This is a genomic window from Caldimonas manganoxidans ATCC BAA-369 (assembly GCF_000381125.1).
GTDB classification, from domain to species: Bacteria; Pseudomonadota; Gammaproteobacteria; order Burkholderiales; family Burkholderiaceae_C; genus Caldimonas; species Caldimonas manganoxidans.
The window spans coordinates 1-15,329 of record NZ_KB905956.1; the positions used below are offsets into that span (position 1 = coordinate 1).

Below are 15,329 nucleotides of genomic sequence, written 5' to 3' on the forward strand. Positions count from 1 at the left end.
ATGGCAAAAGGCAAGTTTGAGCGGACCAAGCCGCACGTGAACGTGGGGACGATTGGTCACGTGGACCATGGCAAGACGACGCTGACGGCGGCGATCACGACGATTTTGGCGGCCAAGTATGGTGGCGAGGCCAAGGCGTACGACCAGATCGACGCGGCGCCGGAGGAGAAGGCGCGCGGCATCACGATCAACACGGCGCACGTGGAGTACGAGACGGCCAACCGTCACTATGCGCACGTGGACTGCCCCGGGCACGCTGACTACGTGAAGAACATGATCACGGGTGCGGCGCAGATGGATGGGGCGATTCTGGTGGTGTCGGCTGCGGATGGTCCGATGCCGCAGACGCGCGAGCACATTCTGCTGGCCCGTCAGGTGGGTGTGCCCTACATCATCGTGTTCCTGAACAAGTGCGACATGGTCGACGATGCCGAGCTGCTCGAGCTCGTCGAGATGGAGGTGCGCGAGCTGCTGTCGAAGTACGAGTTCCCTGGGGACGACACGCCCATCGTGAAGGGGTCGGCCAAGCTGGCGCTCGAAGGCGACAAGGGCGAGCTGGGCGAGCAAGCCATCATGAAGCTGGCCGAGGCGCTGGACACCTACATTCCCACGCCGGAGCGTGCGGTCGATGGCACCTTCCTGATGCCTGTGGAAGACGTGTTCTCGATTTCGGGTCGTGGCACGGTGGTGACCGGTCGCGTGGAGCGCGGGGTCATCAAGGTGGGTGACGAAATCGAGATCGTGGGGATTCGTCCGACGCAGAAGACCACCTGCACGGGTGTGGAGATGTTCCGCAAGCTGCTGGACCAAGGTCAGGCGGGCGACAACGTGGGGATTTTGCTGCGCGGCACCAAGCGTGAGGAAGTCGAGCGTGGGCAAGTGCTGGCCAAGCCGGGCTCGATCACGCCGCACACGCACTTCACGGCCGAGGTGTACGTGCTGAGCAAGGAAGAAGGTGGGCGTCACACGCCGTTCTTCAACAACTACCGTCCGCAGTTTTACTTCCGCACCACGGACGTGACCGGTGCCATCGAACTGCCCAAGGACAAGGAGATGGTGATGCCGGGCGACAACGTGACGATCACCGTCAAGCTGATCGCGCCCATTGCCATGGAAGAAGGCCTGCGCTTTGCCATCCGCGAAGGCGGCCGCACCGTTGGCGCCGGCGTCGTGTCCAAGATCATCGAGTGACATGGTGTCCCTGGGTGTCCGGCGCTCGCCCGCTGGATGCCTGCCCCGAGGGGGCCTGCCGCCCAGGCGGCCTCCTCGTTCCATCATCGCTTCGTTGCAGCGATCGAAGCTGCAACACTGCTCTTTAGGAGTCACCATGCAAAAGCAAAAGATCCGTATCCGCCTCAAGGCGTTCGACTACAAGCTGATCGATCAGTCGGCGCTGGAGATCGTGGACACCGCCAAGCGCACCGGGGCGATCGTCAAGGGCCCGGTGCCCCTGCCGACGCGCATGCAGCGTTTCGACATCCTGCGCTCGCCGCATGTCAACAAGACCTCGCGCGACCAGTTCGAGATTCGCACGCACCAGCGCCTGATGGACATCGTCGATCCGACCGACAAGACCGTCGATGCCCTGATGAAGCTGGATCTGCCCGCCGGCGTCGACGTGGAAATCAAGTTGCAGTAAACCCCGCAAGGCGCGGGCTGGCTTGCGGGGCAGGCCGCGTCTGCTACAATCATTCTCTTTACCACAAGGCCGCCCACCGAAAGTGGGCCTTTGTGGTTTGTGGTTGCGAAGCCGGCGCCGTTCGGTCTTCGTGCATCAGGTCAGCTCGGCCAATCGTTGTCGAGCATTGGAGAAAACAATGAGTCTTAGCAATCGTCTCGGATTGCTGGGCCGCAAGGTGGGCATGATGCGCATCTTCACGGGCGACGGCGATGCCGTGCCGGTGACGGTGCTCGACGTGTCGAACAACCGTGTGGCTCAGGTCAAAACCGTGGAGACCGACGGCTACAACGCCATCCAGGTGGCGTTTGGCACCCGCAAGGCTTCCCGTGTGACCAAGCCTGAAGCCGGTCATTTCGCCAAGGCCGGCATCGAGGCGGGCGAGATCCTCAAGGAGTTTCGTGTCTCCGCCGAGGTGGCGGCCGAGTACAAGCCGGGCGCTGTGTTGCCGGTGACGATGTTCTCGGCGGGTCAGGCGGTCGATGTGCAGGGAACCTCCATCGGTAAGGGCTTCGCCGGCACCATCAAGCGTCACAACTTCGGTTCGCAGCGTGCCTCCCACGGCAACAGCCGCTCGCACAACGTTCCTGGGTCGATCTCGATGGCTCAGGATCCGGGCCGTGTGTTCCCTGGCAAGAAAATGTCCGGGCACCTGGGGGATGTGACCGTCACCGTACAAAACTTGGACATCGTGCGCGTCGATGAGGCTCGCCAGCTGCTGCTGGTCAAAGGGGCTGTGCCTGGCGCCAAGGGTGGCCATGTGGTCGTGCGCCCGGCCGTCAAGGCCAAGGCCAAGAAAGAAGGGGCCAACTGATGCAGCTCGAGCTCCTGAATGAACAGGGTCAGTCGTCGGCCAAGATCGACGCGCCCGATACCGTTTTCGGTCGTGAATACAACGAGGCCCTGGTGCACCAGGTGGTGGTGGCTTACCAAGCCAACGCTCGCCAGGCCACCCGTGCCCAGAAGGATCGTGGGGCGGTCAAGCACTCCACCAAGAAGCCTTGGCGGCAAAAGGGGACCGGCCGTGCGCGTGCCGGGATGACCTCATCGCCGCTGTGGCGTGGCGGTGGTCGGATTTTCCCGAACAGCCCCAACGAAAACTTCACGCACAAAGTCAACAAGAAGATGTACCGCGCCGGCATGGCTGCCATCTTCTCGCAGCTGGCCCGCGAAGGTCGCCTGGCCGTGGTGGACTCGCTGAAAGTCGAGGCGCCCAAAACCAAGCTGTTGGCGGCCAAATTCAAGGCCATGGGCCTGGAGTCCGTGCTGGTGATTGCCGACCAGATCGACGAAAACTTGTATCTGGCGTCGCGCAATCTGGCCAATGTGCTCGTCGTCGAGCCCCGCTACGCCGATCCGGTGTCGCTGGTGCACTACAAGAAGGTGCTCGTGACCAAGGCCGCGATCGAGCAGCTCAAGGAGATGCTGGCATGAGCGCCCCGAAATTCAATGAAGGCCGCCTGATGCAGGTGCTGGTCGCTCCCATCGTCTCGGAAAAGGCGACCGCGGTTGCGGAAAAGCACAATCAGGTGTTGTTCAAGGTCCTGCGCGACGCCACCAAGCCCGAGATCAAAGCGGCTGTGGAGCTGCTGTTCAAGGTCGAGGTCGAGGGCGTGCAGGTGGTGAATCAGAAGGGCAAGGTCAAGCGCTTCGGTCGTTCCATGGGTCGGCGTGATCACGTCAAGAAGGCCTATGTGTCGCTGAAGGAAGGCCAGGAGCTCAACTTCTCTGGGGAGGCTGCGTAAATGGCCGTCATCAAACTCAAGCCCACCTCGCCCGGCCGTCGCGCCGTGGTGAAAGTGGTGCACAAGCACCTGCACAAGGGCGCTCCCGAGAAGTCTTTGATCGAGCCCCAGAAGCAGAACGCCGGCCGTAACAACAACGGTCACATCACCACCCGTCACAAGGGGGGTGGGCACAAGCATCACTACCGTGTGATCGACTTCCGTCGCAACAAAGACGGTATTCCCGCCAAGGTCGAGCGTATCGAGTACGACCCGAACCGCACGGCGCATATCGCATTGTTGTGCTATGCGGACGGCGAGCGTCGTTACATCATCGCCCCGAAGGGGTTGGAGGTGGGGGCGACCGTGCTCAGCGGCTCGGACGCCCCGATCAAAGCGGGCAATGCGCTGCCCATCCGCAACATTCCGGTGGGTTCGACCATCCACTGCATCGAGATGTTGCCGGGCAAGGGGGCTCAAATCGCCCGTTCGGCTGGGACGTCGGCCGTGTTGATGGCTCGCGAAGGCGCTTATGCGCAGGTCCGGTTGCGTTCGGGTGAGGTTCGCAAGATCCACATCGAGTGCCGTGCCACGATCGGCGAGGTCAGCAACGAAGAACACAGCCTGCGTCAGTACGGCAAGGCCGGCGCGGTGCGCTGGAGGGGGATCCGCCCGACCGTGCGTGGCGTCGCGATGAACCCGATCGACCACCCGCACGGTGGTGGTGAGGGTCGCACCGGTGAGGCCCGCGCGCCCGTGTCGCCGTGGAATACCTTGACCAAGGGCTACCGCACCCGTCGCAACAAGCGCACTCAGACGATGATCGTCTCGCGCCGCAAGAAATAAGAGGACGCTATGGCTCGTTCACTCAAGAAAGGCCCGTTCGTCGACCACCACCTGATGGCCAAGGTCGAGAAGGCCGTCGAGACCAAGGACAAGAAGCCGATCAAGACCTGGTCGCGTCGCTCGACGATCCTGCCTGAATTCATCGGTCTGACGATCGCGGTGCACAACGGTAAGCAACACGTGCCGGTGTATGTGACCGACCAAATGGTCGGCCACAAACTCGGCGAGTTCGCGCTGACCCGCACGTTCAAGGGTCACCCCGCGGACAAGAAGGCGAAGAAGTAAGGAGCGGCGATGGAAACCAGAGCAATCGTTCGCGGTGTGCGCCTGTCGGTCGACAAAGGCCGTCTGGTGGCTGACATGATCCGCGGCAAAAAGGTCGACCAGGCCCTCGACATTCTGACATTCACGCGCAAGAAGGCTGCAGGCATCATCAAGAAGGCGCTGGAGTCCGCCATCGCCAACGCCGAGCACAACGCCGGTGCCGACATCGATGAGCTGAAAGTCAAGACGATCTACGTGGAGCAAGGCACCACGCTGAAGCGCTTTACCGCCCGGGCCAAGGGCCGTGGCAATCGCATCAGCAAGCCCACCTGCCACATCTTTGTGACCGTCGGCAACTAAGGGGCAGAAAGAGAACCATGGGACAGAAAATCCATCCGACCGGTTTCCGGCTGCCCGTCACCCGTGCCTGGGCGTCGCGCTGGTATGCGTCCAACCGCAATTTCAGCCAGATGTTGGCCGATGACCTGCAGGTGCGCGAGTATCTGAAGCAGCGTCTGAAGAATGCTGCCGTCTCGCGCATCCTGATCGAGCGCCCTGCCAAGAATGCTCGCATCACGATTTTCTCGGCGCGCCCGGGTGTGGTGATCGGCAAGAAGGGCGAGGACATCGAAAGCCTCAAGGCCGAGTTGGCCAAGCGCTTGGGCGTGCCCGTGGCGGTGAACATCGAGGAGGTGCGCAAGCCCGAGATCGATGCGCAGCTCATTGCCGATTCGATCACCCAGCAGCTCGAAAAGCGCATCATGTTCCGCCGCGCCATGAAGCGCGCGATGCAAAACGCGATGCGACTGGGCGCACAGGGCATCAAGATCATGTCCTCCGGCCGACTCAACGGCATCGAAATCGCGCGGACCGAGTGGTACCGTGAGGGTCGCGTGCCTCTGCACACCCTGCGTGCCGACATCGACTATGGCTTCTCGGAAGCCAAGACCACGTATGGCGTCATCGGCGTCAAAGTGTGGGTCTACAAAGGCGAGCGTCTGGGTCGCGGCGAGCAGCCGACGGCCAAGACCGAGGAGCGTCCGGAAGATGACCGCCGTGGCCGTCGCGGCCCGCGCAGCGACCGCCCTGCGGGCGATCGGCGTCCCCCGCGCGGCGCTGCGCGCACTGCGGCCGGCCGCAATGAAGCGCCGGCCGACGGCAGTGACAAGCCGGCCGAGGCCGCGGACGCGCCCAAGACGGCCGTCAAGCGCGTGCGCAAAGCGGCTTCGCCCGCCGGCGAGGTCAAAGGAGAATAAGACATGCTGCAACCTGCTCGTCGCAAATACCGCAAGGAGCAAAAAGGCCGCAACACGGGCGTGGCCACCCGCGGTGCGACCGTGGCGTTCGGTGATTTCGGCTTGAAGGCCACCGAGCGCGGCCGCATCACGGCCCGCCAAATCGAGGCGGCCCGCCGTGCGATTTCCCGTCACGTCAAACGTGGCGGCCGCATTTGGATCCGCATCTTCCCGGACAAGCCGATTTCCCAGAAACCCGCCGAAGTGCGTATGGGTAACGGCAAAGGCAATCCCGAATATTGGGTGGCCGAGATCCAGCCGGGCAAAGTGCTGTATGAGATCAACGGCGTGCCCGAGCAACTCGCCCGCGAGGCCTTCCAGCTGGCTGCGGCCAAGCTGCCGCTGAAGACCATCTTCGTGAGCCGTCAGATCGGCGCCTGAACCGCATTCGGAGTATCGACATGAAAGCATCTGAACTGCGTAGCAAGGACGTCGCTGGCCTGGAGAAGGAATTGGCAGACTTGCTCAAGGCCCATTTCGGGCTGCGCATGCAAAAGGGAACCCAGCAGCTGAGCAACACGGCTGCGCTGGGCAAGACCCGCCGTGACATCGCTCGCGTCAAGACCATCCTGGCGCAGAAGAAGAGGGAAGGAGCCGCGAAATGACGCAAGCTCAAGGCGCCGTGAAGAACACTCGCACGCTGATTGGGCGTGTGGTGAGTGACAAGCGGGCCAAGACCGTCACCGTCTTGGTCGAGCGTCGTACCAAGCACGAGCTGTACGGCAAGATCGTGGCCCGTTCGCGCAAGTACCACGCCCATGACGAAAAGGGCGAGTACAAAATGGGCGATCTGGTGGAGATTGCCGAGGGTCGTCCGGTGTCCAAGACCAAGGCCTGGTATGTCACCCGCCTGATCGAAAGGGCCCGCGAGGTCTGACCCCCAGGGTCTGAACGGCCCGCTGGCGGCCTGGGTTTCCGGGCCGCCCGCCGGCGAAAACGGCCGGTTCGCCTCACACTGGCGGCCGGCCGTTTTCACATCCGTGGCCGGTGTTCATCATCCCAAGCAACCCAGGAGACGACGATGCTCAAAGTCGGTGACAAGCTGCCAGCCGGTACGCTGCAGGAATTTATCGAGGTCGAGGGGCAGGGCTGCTCGATCGGCCCGAACAGCTTCGACATCCACCAGTCCACCGCGGGCAAGACGGTGGCCATTTTTGGCGTGCCCGGCGCGTTCACCCCGACGTGTTCGGCCAAGCACCTGCCGGGCTACCTGGAATTGGCCGACGCCTTCAAGGCCGCCGGCGTGGATGAAATCTGGTGCGTGGCGGTCAACGATGCGTTCGTGATGGGCGCTTGGGGCCGCGAGCAGAAGACGGCCGGCAAAGTGCGCATGATGGCCGACGGCAGCGCTGACTTTGCGCGCGCCACGGGTCTGACGCTGGATCTGACCGCCCGGGGCATGGGGGTGCGATCCCAACGGTATTCGATGTTGGTCGTCGACGGGGTGGTCAAGACGCTGAACATCGAGGCCCCCGGCAAGTTCGAGGTGAGCGATGCGGCCACCCTGCTGAAGCAGGCCCAGGCCTTGCGCGGCTGAGCTTCCCGGGGCCTGGCGGCGCAGCAGGCGCACTGCGCGTGCGGCCGGCGCCCGGCCCGACACCCCTTGCGAGGCGGGCCGGGGGCGCCCCAGGGGGTTCAGAGCAGTTGACGCGAGAAAAAACTTCTACGACAATATGCAGCTTCGCCGGAAATCGGCTGATTTTGCGTGCACCAAAGGCTGCGTGTGGTACGAGCGCGAGCTGGTACGAGCACAAGCTGGTACGAGCATCAGCGGCGGTGCTTGAGCCAAAGTCAGAGCGCGCCGGCTTCGCCCAAGCGGGTGTCTGCCATCGGGTAGGCATTCGACGGGCCCAAGACTGACCGCTTTGCCTTTTCCGTGATGGGCACGGGGGGATTCGGCGGGAGAAGTTGGGGACTTTCATGATTCAAATGCAATCGCGACTCGACGTCGCCGACAACACTGGCGCCAAGTCCGTCATGTGCATCAAGGTGCTGGGCGGGTCCAAGCGCCGTTATGCCGGGATTGGCGACATCATCAAGGTCAGCATCAAGGAAGCTGCGCCGCGCGGCCGCGTCAAGAAGGGCGAGGTGTATAGCGCGGTGGTCGTGCGTACGGCCAAGGGGGTGCGTCGTCAGGACGGCTCGGTGATCAAGTTCGATGGCAACGCGGCCGTGCTCCTGAACAACAAGCTGGAGCCGATCGGCACCCGCATCTTCGGCCCGGTGACCCGCGAGCTGCGCACCGAGCGTTTCATGAAGATCGTGTCGCTCGCCCCCGAAGTGCTTTGAGCTTCAAGCCGAGGACAGGTCATGAACAAGATTCGTAAGGGCGACCAGGTCATCGTGTTGACCGGGCGCGACAAGGGCAAGCGCGGGACGGTGACGGCGCGCATCGACTCGCAGTACATCGTCGTCGAGGGGGTCAACGTGGTCAAAAAACACGTGCGCCCCAACCCGATGAAAGGCACGACCGGTGGCATCGTCGACAAGGCCATGCCCATCCATCAGTCCAATGTGGCGATTTACAACGCCGCGACGGGCAAGGCTGACCGGGTCGGGTTCAAGCTGCTGGCTGACGGCAAGAAGGTGCGCGTCTACAAGTCCAGCGGCGAAGAGATCAAGGCGTAAGAGGTGTTCGAGATGGCTCGTCTGCAACAGTACTACCGCGAGAAAGTCGTCCCGAACCTCATGAAGAAGTTCGGCTACAAGTCGGTCATGGAGGTGCCGCGCATCACCAAGATCACGCTGAACATGGGCGTGAGCGAGGCGGTGTCGGACAAGAAGGTCATGGAGCATGCGGTCAGCGACCTGGCCAAGATCGCTGGGCAAAAGCCCGTGATCACCAAGTCGCGCAAGGCCATTGCCGGCTTCAAGATCCGCGAGGGGGTGCCCATCGGTTGCATGGTCACGCTGCGAGGGGTGCGCATGTATGAATTCCTCGATCGTTTCGTGACGATCGCGCTGCCCCGTGTGCGTGACTTCCGTGGGATTTCGGGGCGCTCCTTCGATGGCCGCGGCAACTACAACGTCGGCGTCAAAGAGCAGATCATCTTCCCCGAGATCGAATACGACAAGGTTGATGCCCTGCGTGGCCTCAACATCAGCATCACCACGACGGCCAAGTCGGACGAAGAGTGCAAAGCGCTGCTGTCCGAGTTCCGTTTCCCGTTCAAGAACTGAGGTGGCTCATGGCCAAGGTTTCCATGATTCAGCGCGAAGCCAAGCGCAGCAAGCTGGCCGCCAAGTACGCGAAGAAGTACGCCGAGCTCAAGGCCATCGCCAACGATGCCAAGAAAAGCGACGAGGAGCGCTACTTGGCGCGTCTGGAATTGCAAAAGCTGCCGCGCAATGCCAACCCCACCCGCCTGCGCGCGCGTTGCGGCCTGACCGGGCGGCCGCGTGGCACTTTCCGTTTGTTTGGTCTGAGTCGCAGCAAGATCCGCGACTTGGCGTTCCGTGGCGATATCCCGGGCGTCATCAAGGCCAGCTGGTAATCGGCACGATCAGGAGAAGAACCCATGAGCATGAGTGATCCTATCGCCGACATGCTGACCCGCATCCGCAACGCCCAGATCGTCGAGAAGGCCAGTGTTCGCATGCCTTCGTCGAAGCTGAAAGTGGCCATCGCGCAGGTGCTGAAGGATGAGGGCTACATCGAAGACTTCGTCGTGCGTGGCGAGGCTTCCAAGCCGGAGCTCGAAATTGCGCTGAAGTACTACGCCGGTCGTCCGGTGATCGAGCGTCTGGAGCGTGTGAGCCGTCCCGGTTTGCGGATCTACAAAGGTCGGCACGAGATTCCTCAGGTCATGAATGGCCTGGGTGTGGCCATCGTCACCACGCCCAAGGGTGTGATGACGGATCGTAAGGCACGTCAGGCCGGCATCGGCGGCGAAGTGCTCTGCTACGTCGCTTGATCGAGGAGAGGTCGCAAATGTCCCGCGTTGGAAAAATGCCGATCGCCATCCCCCAGGGTGTGGATGTGTCGATCACTGCCGACCAGATCAGCGTCAAGGGCTCGCTGGGCACCTTGTCCCGTCCGTTGAACAAGCTGGTCACGGTCAAGAACGAGGGCGGCAAGCTGTCGTTTGCGCCCGTGAATGACTCTGCCGAGGCCAATGCCATGTCCGGCACCATGCGCGCCTTGGTGGCCAACATGGTGCAAGGCGTCAGCAAGGGCTTCGAGCGCAAGCTGACCTTGGTGGGAGTGGGTTATCGTGCACAGGCTCAGGGGCAGAAGCTGAGTCTGCAAATCGGTTATTCCCATCCGGTGGTCAAGGACATGCCCGCCGGCATCAAGGTGGAGACGCCCTCGCAGACGGAAATCGTGATCAAAGGCGCCGACCGTCAAGCGGTGGGCCAGATTGCTGCCGAGGTGCGCGCCTTCCGTCCGCCCGAGCCCTACAAGGGTAAAGGCATCCGCTATGCGGACGAGAAGGTGGTCATCAAAGAGACCAAGAAGAAGTAAGGAGCCGCCAGATGTTGAACAAGAAAGAACAGCGCCTGCGTCGCTCCCGCCAGACGCGTTTGCGTATCGCCCAGCAGCGTGTGGCGCGCTTGACCGTGTTCCGCTCCAACCTGCACATCTACGCCAACGTCATCTCCGAAGACGGCACCCGTGTGTTGGCTTCGGCCTCGACGGTCGAGAAGGAAGTCCGCGAGCAGCTCGGTGGCAAGGGCAAGGGCGGCAATGTGGCGGCGGCCCAGATCGTCGGCAAGCGCATCGCCGAGAAGGCCAAGGCCGTTGGCATCGAGAAAGTGGCCTTCGACCGTTCGGGTTTTGCCTACCACGGCCGTGTGAAGGCGCTGGCCGAAGCGGCGCGCGAAGGCGGACTGAAGTTTTAAGCGCACGACCTCAAGGAATCCGAAATGGCAAAGTTTCAACCGAAAGTGGCGGACGAAGGTCGCGACGACGGTCTGCGCGAAAAGATGATCGCGGTCAACCGCGTCACCAAAGTGGTCAAGGGCGGTCGCATTCTCGGTTTTGCGGCCTTGACCGTGGTGGGTGATGGCGATGGGCGCATCGGCATGGGCAAGGGCAAAGCCCGTGAGGTGCCGGTGGCCGTGCAAAAGGCCATGGAGCAGGCGCGCCGCAACATGTTCAAGGTCAGCCTGAAGAATGGCACCTTGCATCACAACGTCGTGGGTCAGCATGGCGCGGCCAAGGTGCTGATGGCCCCGGCCAAGCCTGGTGACGGCATCATCGCCGGCGGTCCGATGCGAGCGATTTTCGAAGTCATGGGCGTGACCGACATCGTGGCCAAGAGCCATGGTTCGACCAACCCGTACAACATGGTGCGCGCCACGCTGGATGCTCTGAAGCGCTGCTCCACACCGGCCGAGATCGCGGCCAAGCGCGGCAAGTCGGTTGAAGAGCTGTTCAACTGACGGGCAGGAGAACGACATGGCTGAGAAAAAGACCCTGAAAGTCAAGCTGGTTCGCAGCGTGATCGGCACGCGGGCCGATCACCGCGCCACCGTGCGCGGCTTGGGCCTGCGCAAGCTCAATAGCGAATCGGTGCTGGAAGACACTCCCGCCGTGCGCGGAATGATCAACAAGGTGAGCTACCTGGTGCAGGTGGTTCAGGCAGGCTGAGGACGATCATGCAACTCAACTCCATCAAGCCGGCTGCGGGCTCCAAGCACGCCAAGCGCCGCGTGGGCCGTGGCATCGGTTCGGGCCTGGGCAAAACGGCTGGTCGCGGCCACAAGGGCCAAAAGTCGCGTGCTGGGGGCTTCCACAAGGTGGGCTTCGAAGGCGGTCAAATGCCCTTGCAGCGGCGGCTGCCCAAGCGCGGCTTCAAGTCGCAGAGCCTGAAGTTCAACGCCGAGGTGCGCCTGAGTGACCTGCAGCGTCTGGAAGCCACCGAGATCGATCTGCTTGCGCTCAAGCAAGCCGGCTTGGTCGGCGAGCTGGTGCGTCAAGTCAAGGTGATCGCTTCGGGCGAGCTCACCCGCAAGGTCGTGCTCAAGGGCCTGGCGGCCACCGCCGGCGCCAAGAAGGCGATCGAGGCCGCTGGCGGCTCCATCGTCGAGTAACGCGCCGCAAGCAAAGACTAGGCTCACGAGGACACCTTAGCCGTGGCAAGCAACGCAAGTCAGTTGGCCAAGACCGGGAAGTTCGGCGATCTGCGTCGCCGGCTGTTTTTCCTGGTCATGGCGCTGGTCGTCTACCGCATTGGGGCGCACATCCCGGTGCCGGGGATCGACCCCAACCAGCTGCAGGAGCTTTTCCGCAGCCAACAAGGCGGCATCCTGAGCCTGTTCAACATGTTCTCGGGGGGGGCGCTGTCGCGTTTCACCGTGTTCGCGCTGGGCATCATGCCCTACATTTCGGCGTCGATCATCATGCAGTTGATGACCTACGTCGTGCCCACGCTCGAACAGCTGAAGAAAGAGGGTGAGGCGGGTCGTCGCAAGATCACGCAGTACACGCGCTATGGCACCCTGGGGCTGGCGATTTTCCAGTCGGTGTCGATCGCCATCGCCTTGGAAAGCTCGCCCGGCTTGGTCCTCAATCCTGGGTTCGGCTTTCGCGTGACGGCCATGATCAGCCTGACCGCGGGAACCATGTTCTTGATGTGGCTGGGCGAGCAAATCACCGAGCGCGGCCTGGGCAATGGCATTTCGATCCTGATTTTCGCGGGCATCGTGGCCGGCCTGCCCAATGCCATCGGAGGGCTTTTCGAGCTGGTGCGCACGGGGGCGATGAGCATCATCGTGAGCCTGGCGATCATCGTGCTCGTGGCGCTGGTCACCTACTTCGTGGTGTTCGTGGAGCGGGGGCAGCGCAAGATCTTGGTGAATTACGCCAAGCGCCAGGTCGGTAACCGGATCTACGGGGGGCAGGCCTCGCACTTGCCCCTGAAGTTGAACATGGCCGGGGTGATCCCGCCGATCTTTGCCTCGTCGATCATCTTGCTGCCGGCCACGGTGGTGAGTTGGTTCAGCACGGGCGACAGCCTGCGTTGGCTGAAGAACATTGCCGACGCCTTGCATCCGGGCCAACCGGTCTATGTGATGCTGTATGCCGCGGCGATTGTGTTCTTCTGCTTTTTCTATACGGCGTTGGTGTTCAACAGCCGTGAGACTGCAGACAACTTGAAGAAAAGCGGTGCCTTCATTCCGGGCATCCGTCCGGGCGAGCAGACGGCGCGTTACATCGACAAAATCTTGTCGCGTCTGACCCTGGCGGGCGCGCTGTACATCACCGCGGTGTGTTTGCTGCCTGAGTTTTTGATCTTGAAGTACAACGTGCCGTTTTATTTCGGCGGCACCTCGTTGCTGATCATCGTGGTCGTGACGATGGACTTCTGGGCTCAGGTGCAGTCCTATGTGATGTCGCAGCAGTATGAATCGCTGCTGAAGAAGGCAAATTTCAAGGCCGGTTGAGACAGGCCGTCAGCGAAACGAACGAACACGCATGGCGAAAGACGACGTCATTCAAATGCAGGGCGAAGTGATCGAAAACTTGCCCAATGCCACGTTTCGCGTGAAGTTGGAGAACGGGCACGTGGTGCTCGGTCACATTTCGGGCAAGATGCGCATGCATTACATCCGCATCCTGCCCGGCGACAAGGTGACCGTCGAACTCACGCCCTACGATTTGAGTCGCGCTCGCATCGTGTTTCGAGCGAAGTGAGCAACTGAAAGGTCAAGGAGAAGACCATGAAAGTTTCGGCATCTGTCAAAAGGATCTGCCGCAATTGCAAGATCATCCGCCGCAATGGCGTGGTTCGCGTGATTTGCACCGACCCGCGCCACAAGCAGCGCCAGGGCTGAGCGGCAGCGCCGCCCCGGATGAACGCGAGTTAGAGGACGCACATGGCACGTATTGCTGGTATCAACATCCCGCCCCACAAGCACACCGAGATCGGTCTGACCGCGATCTACGGCATCGGCCGCTCGACGGCGCAGAAGATCTGCGACGCCTGCGCGATTCCGTATGACAAGAAGATCAAGGATTTGACCGACGCCGACCTGGAGAAAATCCGGGAAGAAGTGGGCAAGCTGACCATCGAGGGCGACTTGCGCCGCGAGATGTCGATCAATATCAAGCGCTTGATGGATTTGGGTTGCTACCGCGGTTTCCGCCATCGTCGCGGCCTGCCTGTGCGCGGCCAGCGCACTCGTACCAACGCCCGTACCCGCAAGGGGCCGCGCAAAGCCGGCGTGGCGTTGAAGAAGTAAGCCGCCGCAATCACGCTGATTGAAAGAAGGTATTCATGGCCAAGTCACCTGCGAACACCGCTGCCCGCCGCGTGAGCAAGAAGGTCCGCAAAAACGTTGCGGACGGCATCGCGCACGTCCACGCCTCGTTCAACAACACGATCATCACGATCACCGACCGCCAGGGCAACGCGTTGGCCTGGGCTTCTTCCGGTGGTCAGGGTTTCAAGGGCTCGCGCAAGTCCACTCCGTTTGCCGCCCAGGTGGCCGCCGAAATGGCCGGACGCGCTGCGCAGGAGCAGGGCATCAAGAACCTGGACGTCGAGATCAAGGGGCCCGGGCCCGGGCGGGAGTCCTCGGTGCGCGCGTTGGCGGCGCTGGGCATTCGCATCACCTCGATTTCCGACGTGACGCCGATCCCGCACAATGGTTGCCGCCCGCCAAAGCGTCGTCGCATCTAATAGAATTGTGTGTTTTGGTTCGCCGGCCGGTGTTGTGAGGCACCTGGGCCGGCGGTTTCGTTGAAGCCCACCGTCCGGACGCGATCGACAGAGCATCGACATTCCGCTTCCGGACTCGCGCAGCCGCGCAAGCGGCGGCGTCAGATTTTTGAGGAAAGACTCAAGTGGCACGTTATCTCGGCCCCAAGGCCAAACTCTCCCGCCGTGAAGGCACCGATCTCTACCTGAAGAGCGCCCGCCGCGCCATCGGGGACAAAGCCAAGTTCGACAGCAAGCCCGGCCAGCACGGCCGCACGTCGGGGTCTCGCACCTCGGACTACGGCCTGCAGTTGCGCGAGAAGCAAAAGGTCAAGCGCATGTACGGCGTGCTGGAGCGTCAGTTCCGACGTTATTTCGCCGAGGCCGAGCGCCGCAAGGGCAACACCGGTGCGAATTTGCTGCAGTTGCTGGAGTCGCGTCTGGACAACGTCGTCTATCGCATGGGCTTTGGCTCCACGCGTGCGGAAGCCCGCCAGCTGGTGTCGCACAAGGGCATTACGGTCAATGGGCAGTGCGTCAACATCCCGTCCTACCTGGTCAAGCCCGGTGACGTGGTGGCCGTGGCCGAGAAGGCCAAGAAGCAGCTGCGCGTGCAGGAGGCCTTCAAGCTGGCCCAGCAAATCGGATTGCCGGGTTGGGTGCAGGTGGACGGCAGCAAGCTCGAAGGCGTGTTCAAGAAGACGCCCGACCGTGATGAATTCGGTGCCGAGATCAACGAATCGCTGATCGTCGAACTGTACTCGCGTTGATGCCGAAGGCGGCCTCGCGTCCTTTCGGGTGGCACGAGGCGCCAAGCGTGTTTTCAAAGAACCTGGTGCCTGGCACCAGGCGGTCCATCAGCCTTATCGGTGTAACG

General features: G+C 62.2%; 29 protein-coding genes. All 29 read left to right on the plus strand.

Annotated elements, in window-relative coordinates; genetic code table 11:
- The 29 genes from tuf (at position 1) to rpsD (ending at position 15,222) form a co-directional block, all read left to right on the plus strand.
- A complete protein-coding gene (gene tuf / locus F615_RS0113225; protein ID WP_019561552.1) occupies positions 1-1,191 on the plus strand; it encodes an elongation factor Tu in 1,191 nt (396 codons plus the stop codon).
- A 136-nt stretch (positions 1,192-1,327) separates the two neighbouring features.
- Positions 1,328-1,639 carry a 30S ribosomal protein S10 gene (rpsJ, locus tag F615_RS0113230; RefSeq protein ID WP_019561663.1) on the plus strand — a complete coding sequence of 104 codons (312 nt, stop codon included), beginning with the start codon at positions 1,328-1,330 and terminating at the stop codon, positions 1,637-1,639.
- Positions 1,640-1,817: 178 nt separating this feature from the next.
- Complete coding sequence (gene rplC / locus F615_RS0113235) at positions 1,818-2,492, plus strand: 50S ribosomal protein L3 (protein WP_019561664.1); 675 nt, start codon at positions 1,818-1,820, stop codon at positions 2,490-2,492.
- On the plus strand, positions 2,492-3,112 hold the full coding sequence (gene rplD, locus F615_RS0113240) for a 50S ribosomal protein L4 (RefSeq protein WP_019561665.1): 621 nt from the start codon (positions 2,492-2,494) through the stop codon (positions 3,110-3,112). The genes rplC and rplD overlap by 1 nt, the downstream gene beginning before the upstream one ends.
- Positions 3,109-3,423 (plus strand): 50S ribosomal protein L23, encoded by a 315-nt coding sequence (gene rplW, locus F615_RS0113245; RefSeq protein ID WP_019561666.1) that lies wholly within the window; start codon positions 3,109-3,111, stop codon positions 3,421-3,423. The genes rplD and rplW overlap by 4 nt, the downstream gene beginning before the upstream one ends.
- Entirely contained in the window at positions 3,424-4,248 is an 825-nt protein-coding gene (gene rplB / locus F615_RS0113250) for a 50S ribosomal protein L2 (RefSeq protein ID WP_019561667.1), read from the plus strand.
- A gap of 9 nt (positions 4,249-4,257) precedes the next feature.
- The gene (gene rpsS / locus F615_RS0113255) at positions 4,258-4,533 is read left to right on the plus strand and encodes a 30S ribosomal protein S19 (protein WP_019561668.1); all 276 of its coding nucleotides are present in this window, start codon (positions 4,258-4,260) and stop codon (positions 4,531-4,533) included.
- Positions 4,534-4,542: 9 nt separating this feature from the next.
- Complete coding sequence (gene rplV / locus F615_RS0113260; protein WP_019561669.1) at positions 4,543-4,872, plus strand: 50S ribosomal protein L22; 330 nt, start codon at positions 4,543-4,545, stop codon at positions 4,870-4,872.
- 17 nt (positions 4,873-4,889) lie between these two features.
- Positions 4,890-5,768 (plus strand): 30S ribosomal protein S3, encoded by an 879-nt coding sequence (rpsC, locus tag F615_RS0113265; RefSeq protein ID WP_019561670.1) that lies wholly within the window; start codon positions 4,890-4,892, stop codon positions 5,766-5,768.
- A 3-nt stretch (positions 5,769-5,771) separates the two neighbouring features.
- Positions 5,772-6,188 carry a 50S ribosomal protein L16 gene (gene rplP, locus F615_RS0113270; RefSeq protein WP_019561671.1) on the plus strand — a complete coding sequence of 139 codons (417 nt, stop codon included), beginning with the start codon at positions 5,772-5,774 and terminating at the stop codon, positions 6,186-6,188.
- Between the two features lie 20 nt (positions 6,189-6,208).
- Positions 6,209-6,412 carry a 50S ribosomal protein L29 gene (gene rpmC, locus F615_RS0113275; protein WP_019561672.1) on the plus strand — a complete coding sequence of 68 codons (204 nt, stop codon included), beginning with the start codon at positions 6,209-6,211 and terminating at the stop codon, positions 6,410-6,412.
- Positions 6,409-6,684, plus strand: a complete 276-nt coding sequence (gene rpsQ, locus F615_RS0113280) for a 30S ribosomal protein S17 (RefSeq protein WP_019561673.1) — start codon at positions 6,409-6,411, stop codon at positions 6,682-6,684. Before rpmC ends, rpsQ begins: the two co-directional genes overlap by 4 nt.
- A gap of 144 nt (positions 6,685-6,828) precedes the next feature.
- Entirely contained in the window at positions 6,829-7,344 is a 516-nt protein-coding gene (locus tag F615_RS0113285; protein WP_019561674.1) for a peroxiredoxin, read from the plus strand.
- Between the two features lie 383 nt (positions 7,345-7,727).
- Positions 7,728-8,096: a 50S ribosomal protein L14 gene (gene rplN, locus F615_RS0113290; RefSeq protein ID WP_019561675.1), complete on the plus strand. Its 369-nt coding sequence runs from the start codon at positions 7,728-7,730 to the stop codon at positions 8,094-8,096.
- A gap of 21 nt (positions 8,097-8,117) precedes the next feature.
- Complete coding sequence (gene rplX, locus F615_RS0113295) at positions 8,118-8,435, plus strand: 50S ribosomal protein L24 (protein WP_019561676.1); 318 nt, start codon at positions 8,118-8,120, stop codon at positions 8,433-8,435.
- Between the two features lie 12 nt (positions 8,436-8,447).
- Positions 8,448-8,987, plus strand: a complete 540-nt coding sequence (gene rplE / locus F615_RS0113300) for a 50S ribosomal protein L5 (RefSeq protein ID WP_026330314.1) — start codon at positions 8,448-8,450, stop codon at positions 8,985-8,987.
- 8 nt (positions 8,988-8,995) lie between these two features.
- Positions 8,996-9,301 carry a 30S ribosomal protein S14 gene (rpsN, locus tag F615_RS0113305; protein WP_019561678.1) on the plus strand — a complete coding sequence of 102 codons (306 nt, stop codon included), beginning with the start codon at positions 8,996-8,998 and terminating at the stop codon, positions 9,299-9,301.
- 24 nt (positions 9,302-9,325) lie between these two features.
- On the plus strand, positions 9,326-9,721 hold the full coding sequence (gene rpsH / locus F615_RS0113310; RefSeq protein WP_019561679.1) for a 30S ribosomal protein S8: 396 nt from the start codon (positions 9,326-9,328) through the stop codon (positions 9,719-9,721).
- 17 nt (positions 9,722-9,738) lie between these two features.
- Positions 9,739-10,272 carry a 50S ribosomal protein L6 gene (rplF, locus tag F615_RS0113315; protein WP_026330315.1) on the plus strand — a complete coding sequence of 178 codons (534 nt, stop codon included), beginning with the start codon at positions 9,739-9,741 and terminating at the stop codon, positions 10,270-10,272.
- A gap of 11 nt (positions 10,273-10,283) precedes the next feature.
- Positions 10,284-10,649 (plus strand): 50S ribosomal protein L18, encoded by a 366-nt coding sequence (gene rplR, locus F615_RS0113320; protein WP_019561681.1) that lies wholly within the window; start codon positions 10,284-10,286, stop codon positions 10,647-10,649.
- A 24-nt stretch (positions 10,650-10,673) separates the two neighbouring features.
- Positions 10,674-11,192, plus strand: coding sequence for a 30S ribosomal protein S5 (rpsE, locus tag F615_RS0113325; RefSeq protein ID WP_019561682.1), 519 nt, complete (start codon positions 10,674-10,676; stop codon positions 11,190-11,192).
- A 16-nt stretch (positions 11,193-11,208) separates the two neighbouring features.
- Positions 11,209-11,400: a 50S ribosomal protein L30 gene (gene rpmD, locus F615_RS0113330; RefSeq protein ID WP_019561683.1), complete on the plus strand. Its 192-nt coding sequence runs from the start codon at positions 11,209-11,211 to the stop codon at positions 11,398-11,400.
- A gap of 8 nt (positions 11,401-11,408) precedes the next feature.
- Entirely contained in the window at positions 11,409-11,843 is a 435-nt protein-coding gene (rplO, locus tag F615_RS0113335; RefSeq protein ID WP_019561684.1) for a 50S ribosomal protein L15, read from the plus strand.
- Positions 11,844-11,885: 42 nt separating this feature from the next.
- A complete protein-coding gene (secY, locus tag F615_RS0113340) occupies positions 11,886-13,196 on the plus strand; it encodes a preprotein translocase subunit SecY (RefSeq protein ID WP_026330316.1) in 1,311 nt (436 codons plus the stop codon).
- Positions 13,197-13,227: 31 nt separating this feature from the next.
- Positions 13,228-13,446 (plus strand): translation initiation factor IF-1, encoded by a 219-nt coding sequence (gene infA / locus F615_RS0113345; protein WP_004521905.1) that lies wholly within the window; start codon positions 13,228-13,230, stop codon positions 13,444-13,446.
- Between the two features lie 26 nt (positions 13,447-13,472).
- Entirely contained in the window at positions 13,473-13,586 is a 114-nt protein-coding gene (gene rpmJ, locus F615_RS0113350) for a 50S ribosomal protein L36 (protein WP_019561686.1), read from the plus strand.
- Positions 13,587-13,628: 42 nt separating this feature from the next.
- Positions 13,629-13,994 (plus strand): 30S ribosomal protein S13, encoded by a 366-nt coding sequence (gene rpsM, locus F615_RS0113355; RefSeq protein WP_019561687.1) that lies wholly within the window; start codon positions 13,629-13,631, stop codon positions 13,992-13,994.
- A 35-nt stretch (positions 13,995-14,029) separates the two neighbouring features.
- The gene (rpsK, locus tag F615_RS0113360) at positions 14,030-14,434 is read left to right on the plus strand and encodes a 30S ribosomal protein S11 (RefSeq protein ID WP_019561688.1); all 405 of its coding nucleotides are present in this window, start codon (positions 14,030-14,032) and stop codon (positions 14,432-14,434) included.
- Between the two features lie 164 nt (positions 14,435-14,598).
- Positions 14,599-15,222, plus strand: a complete 624-nt coding sequence (rpsD, locus tag F615_RS0113365; protein WP_019561689.1) for a 30S ribosomal protein S4 — start codon at positions 14,599-14,601, stop codon at positions 15,220-15,222.
- Positions 15,223-15,329: the final 107 nt, after the last annotated feature.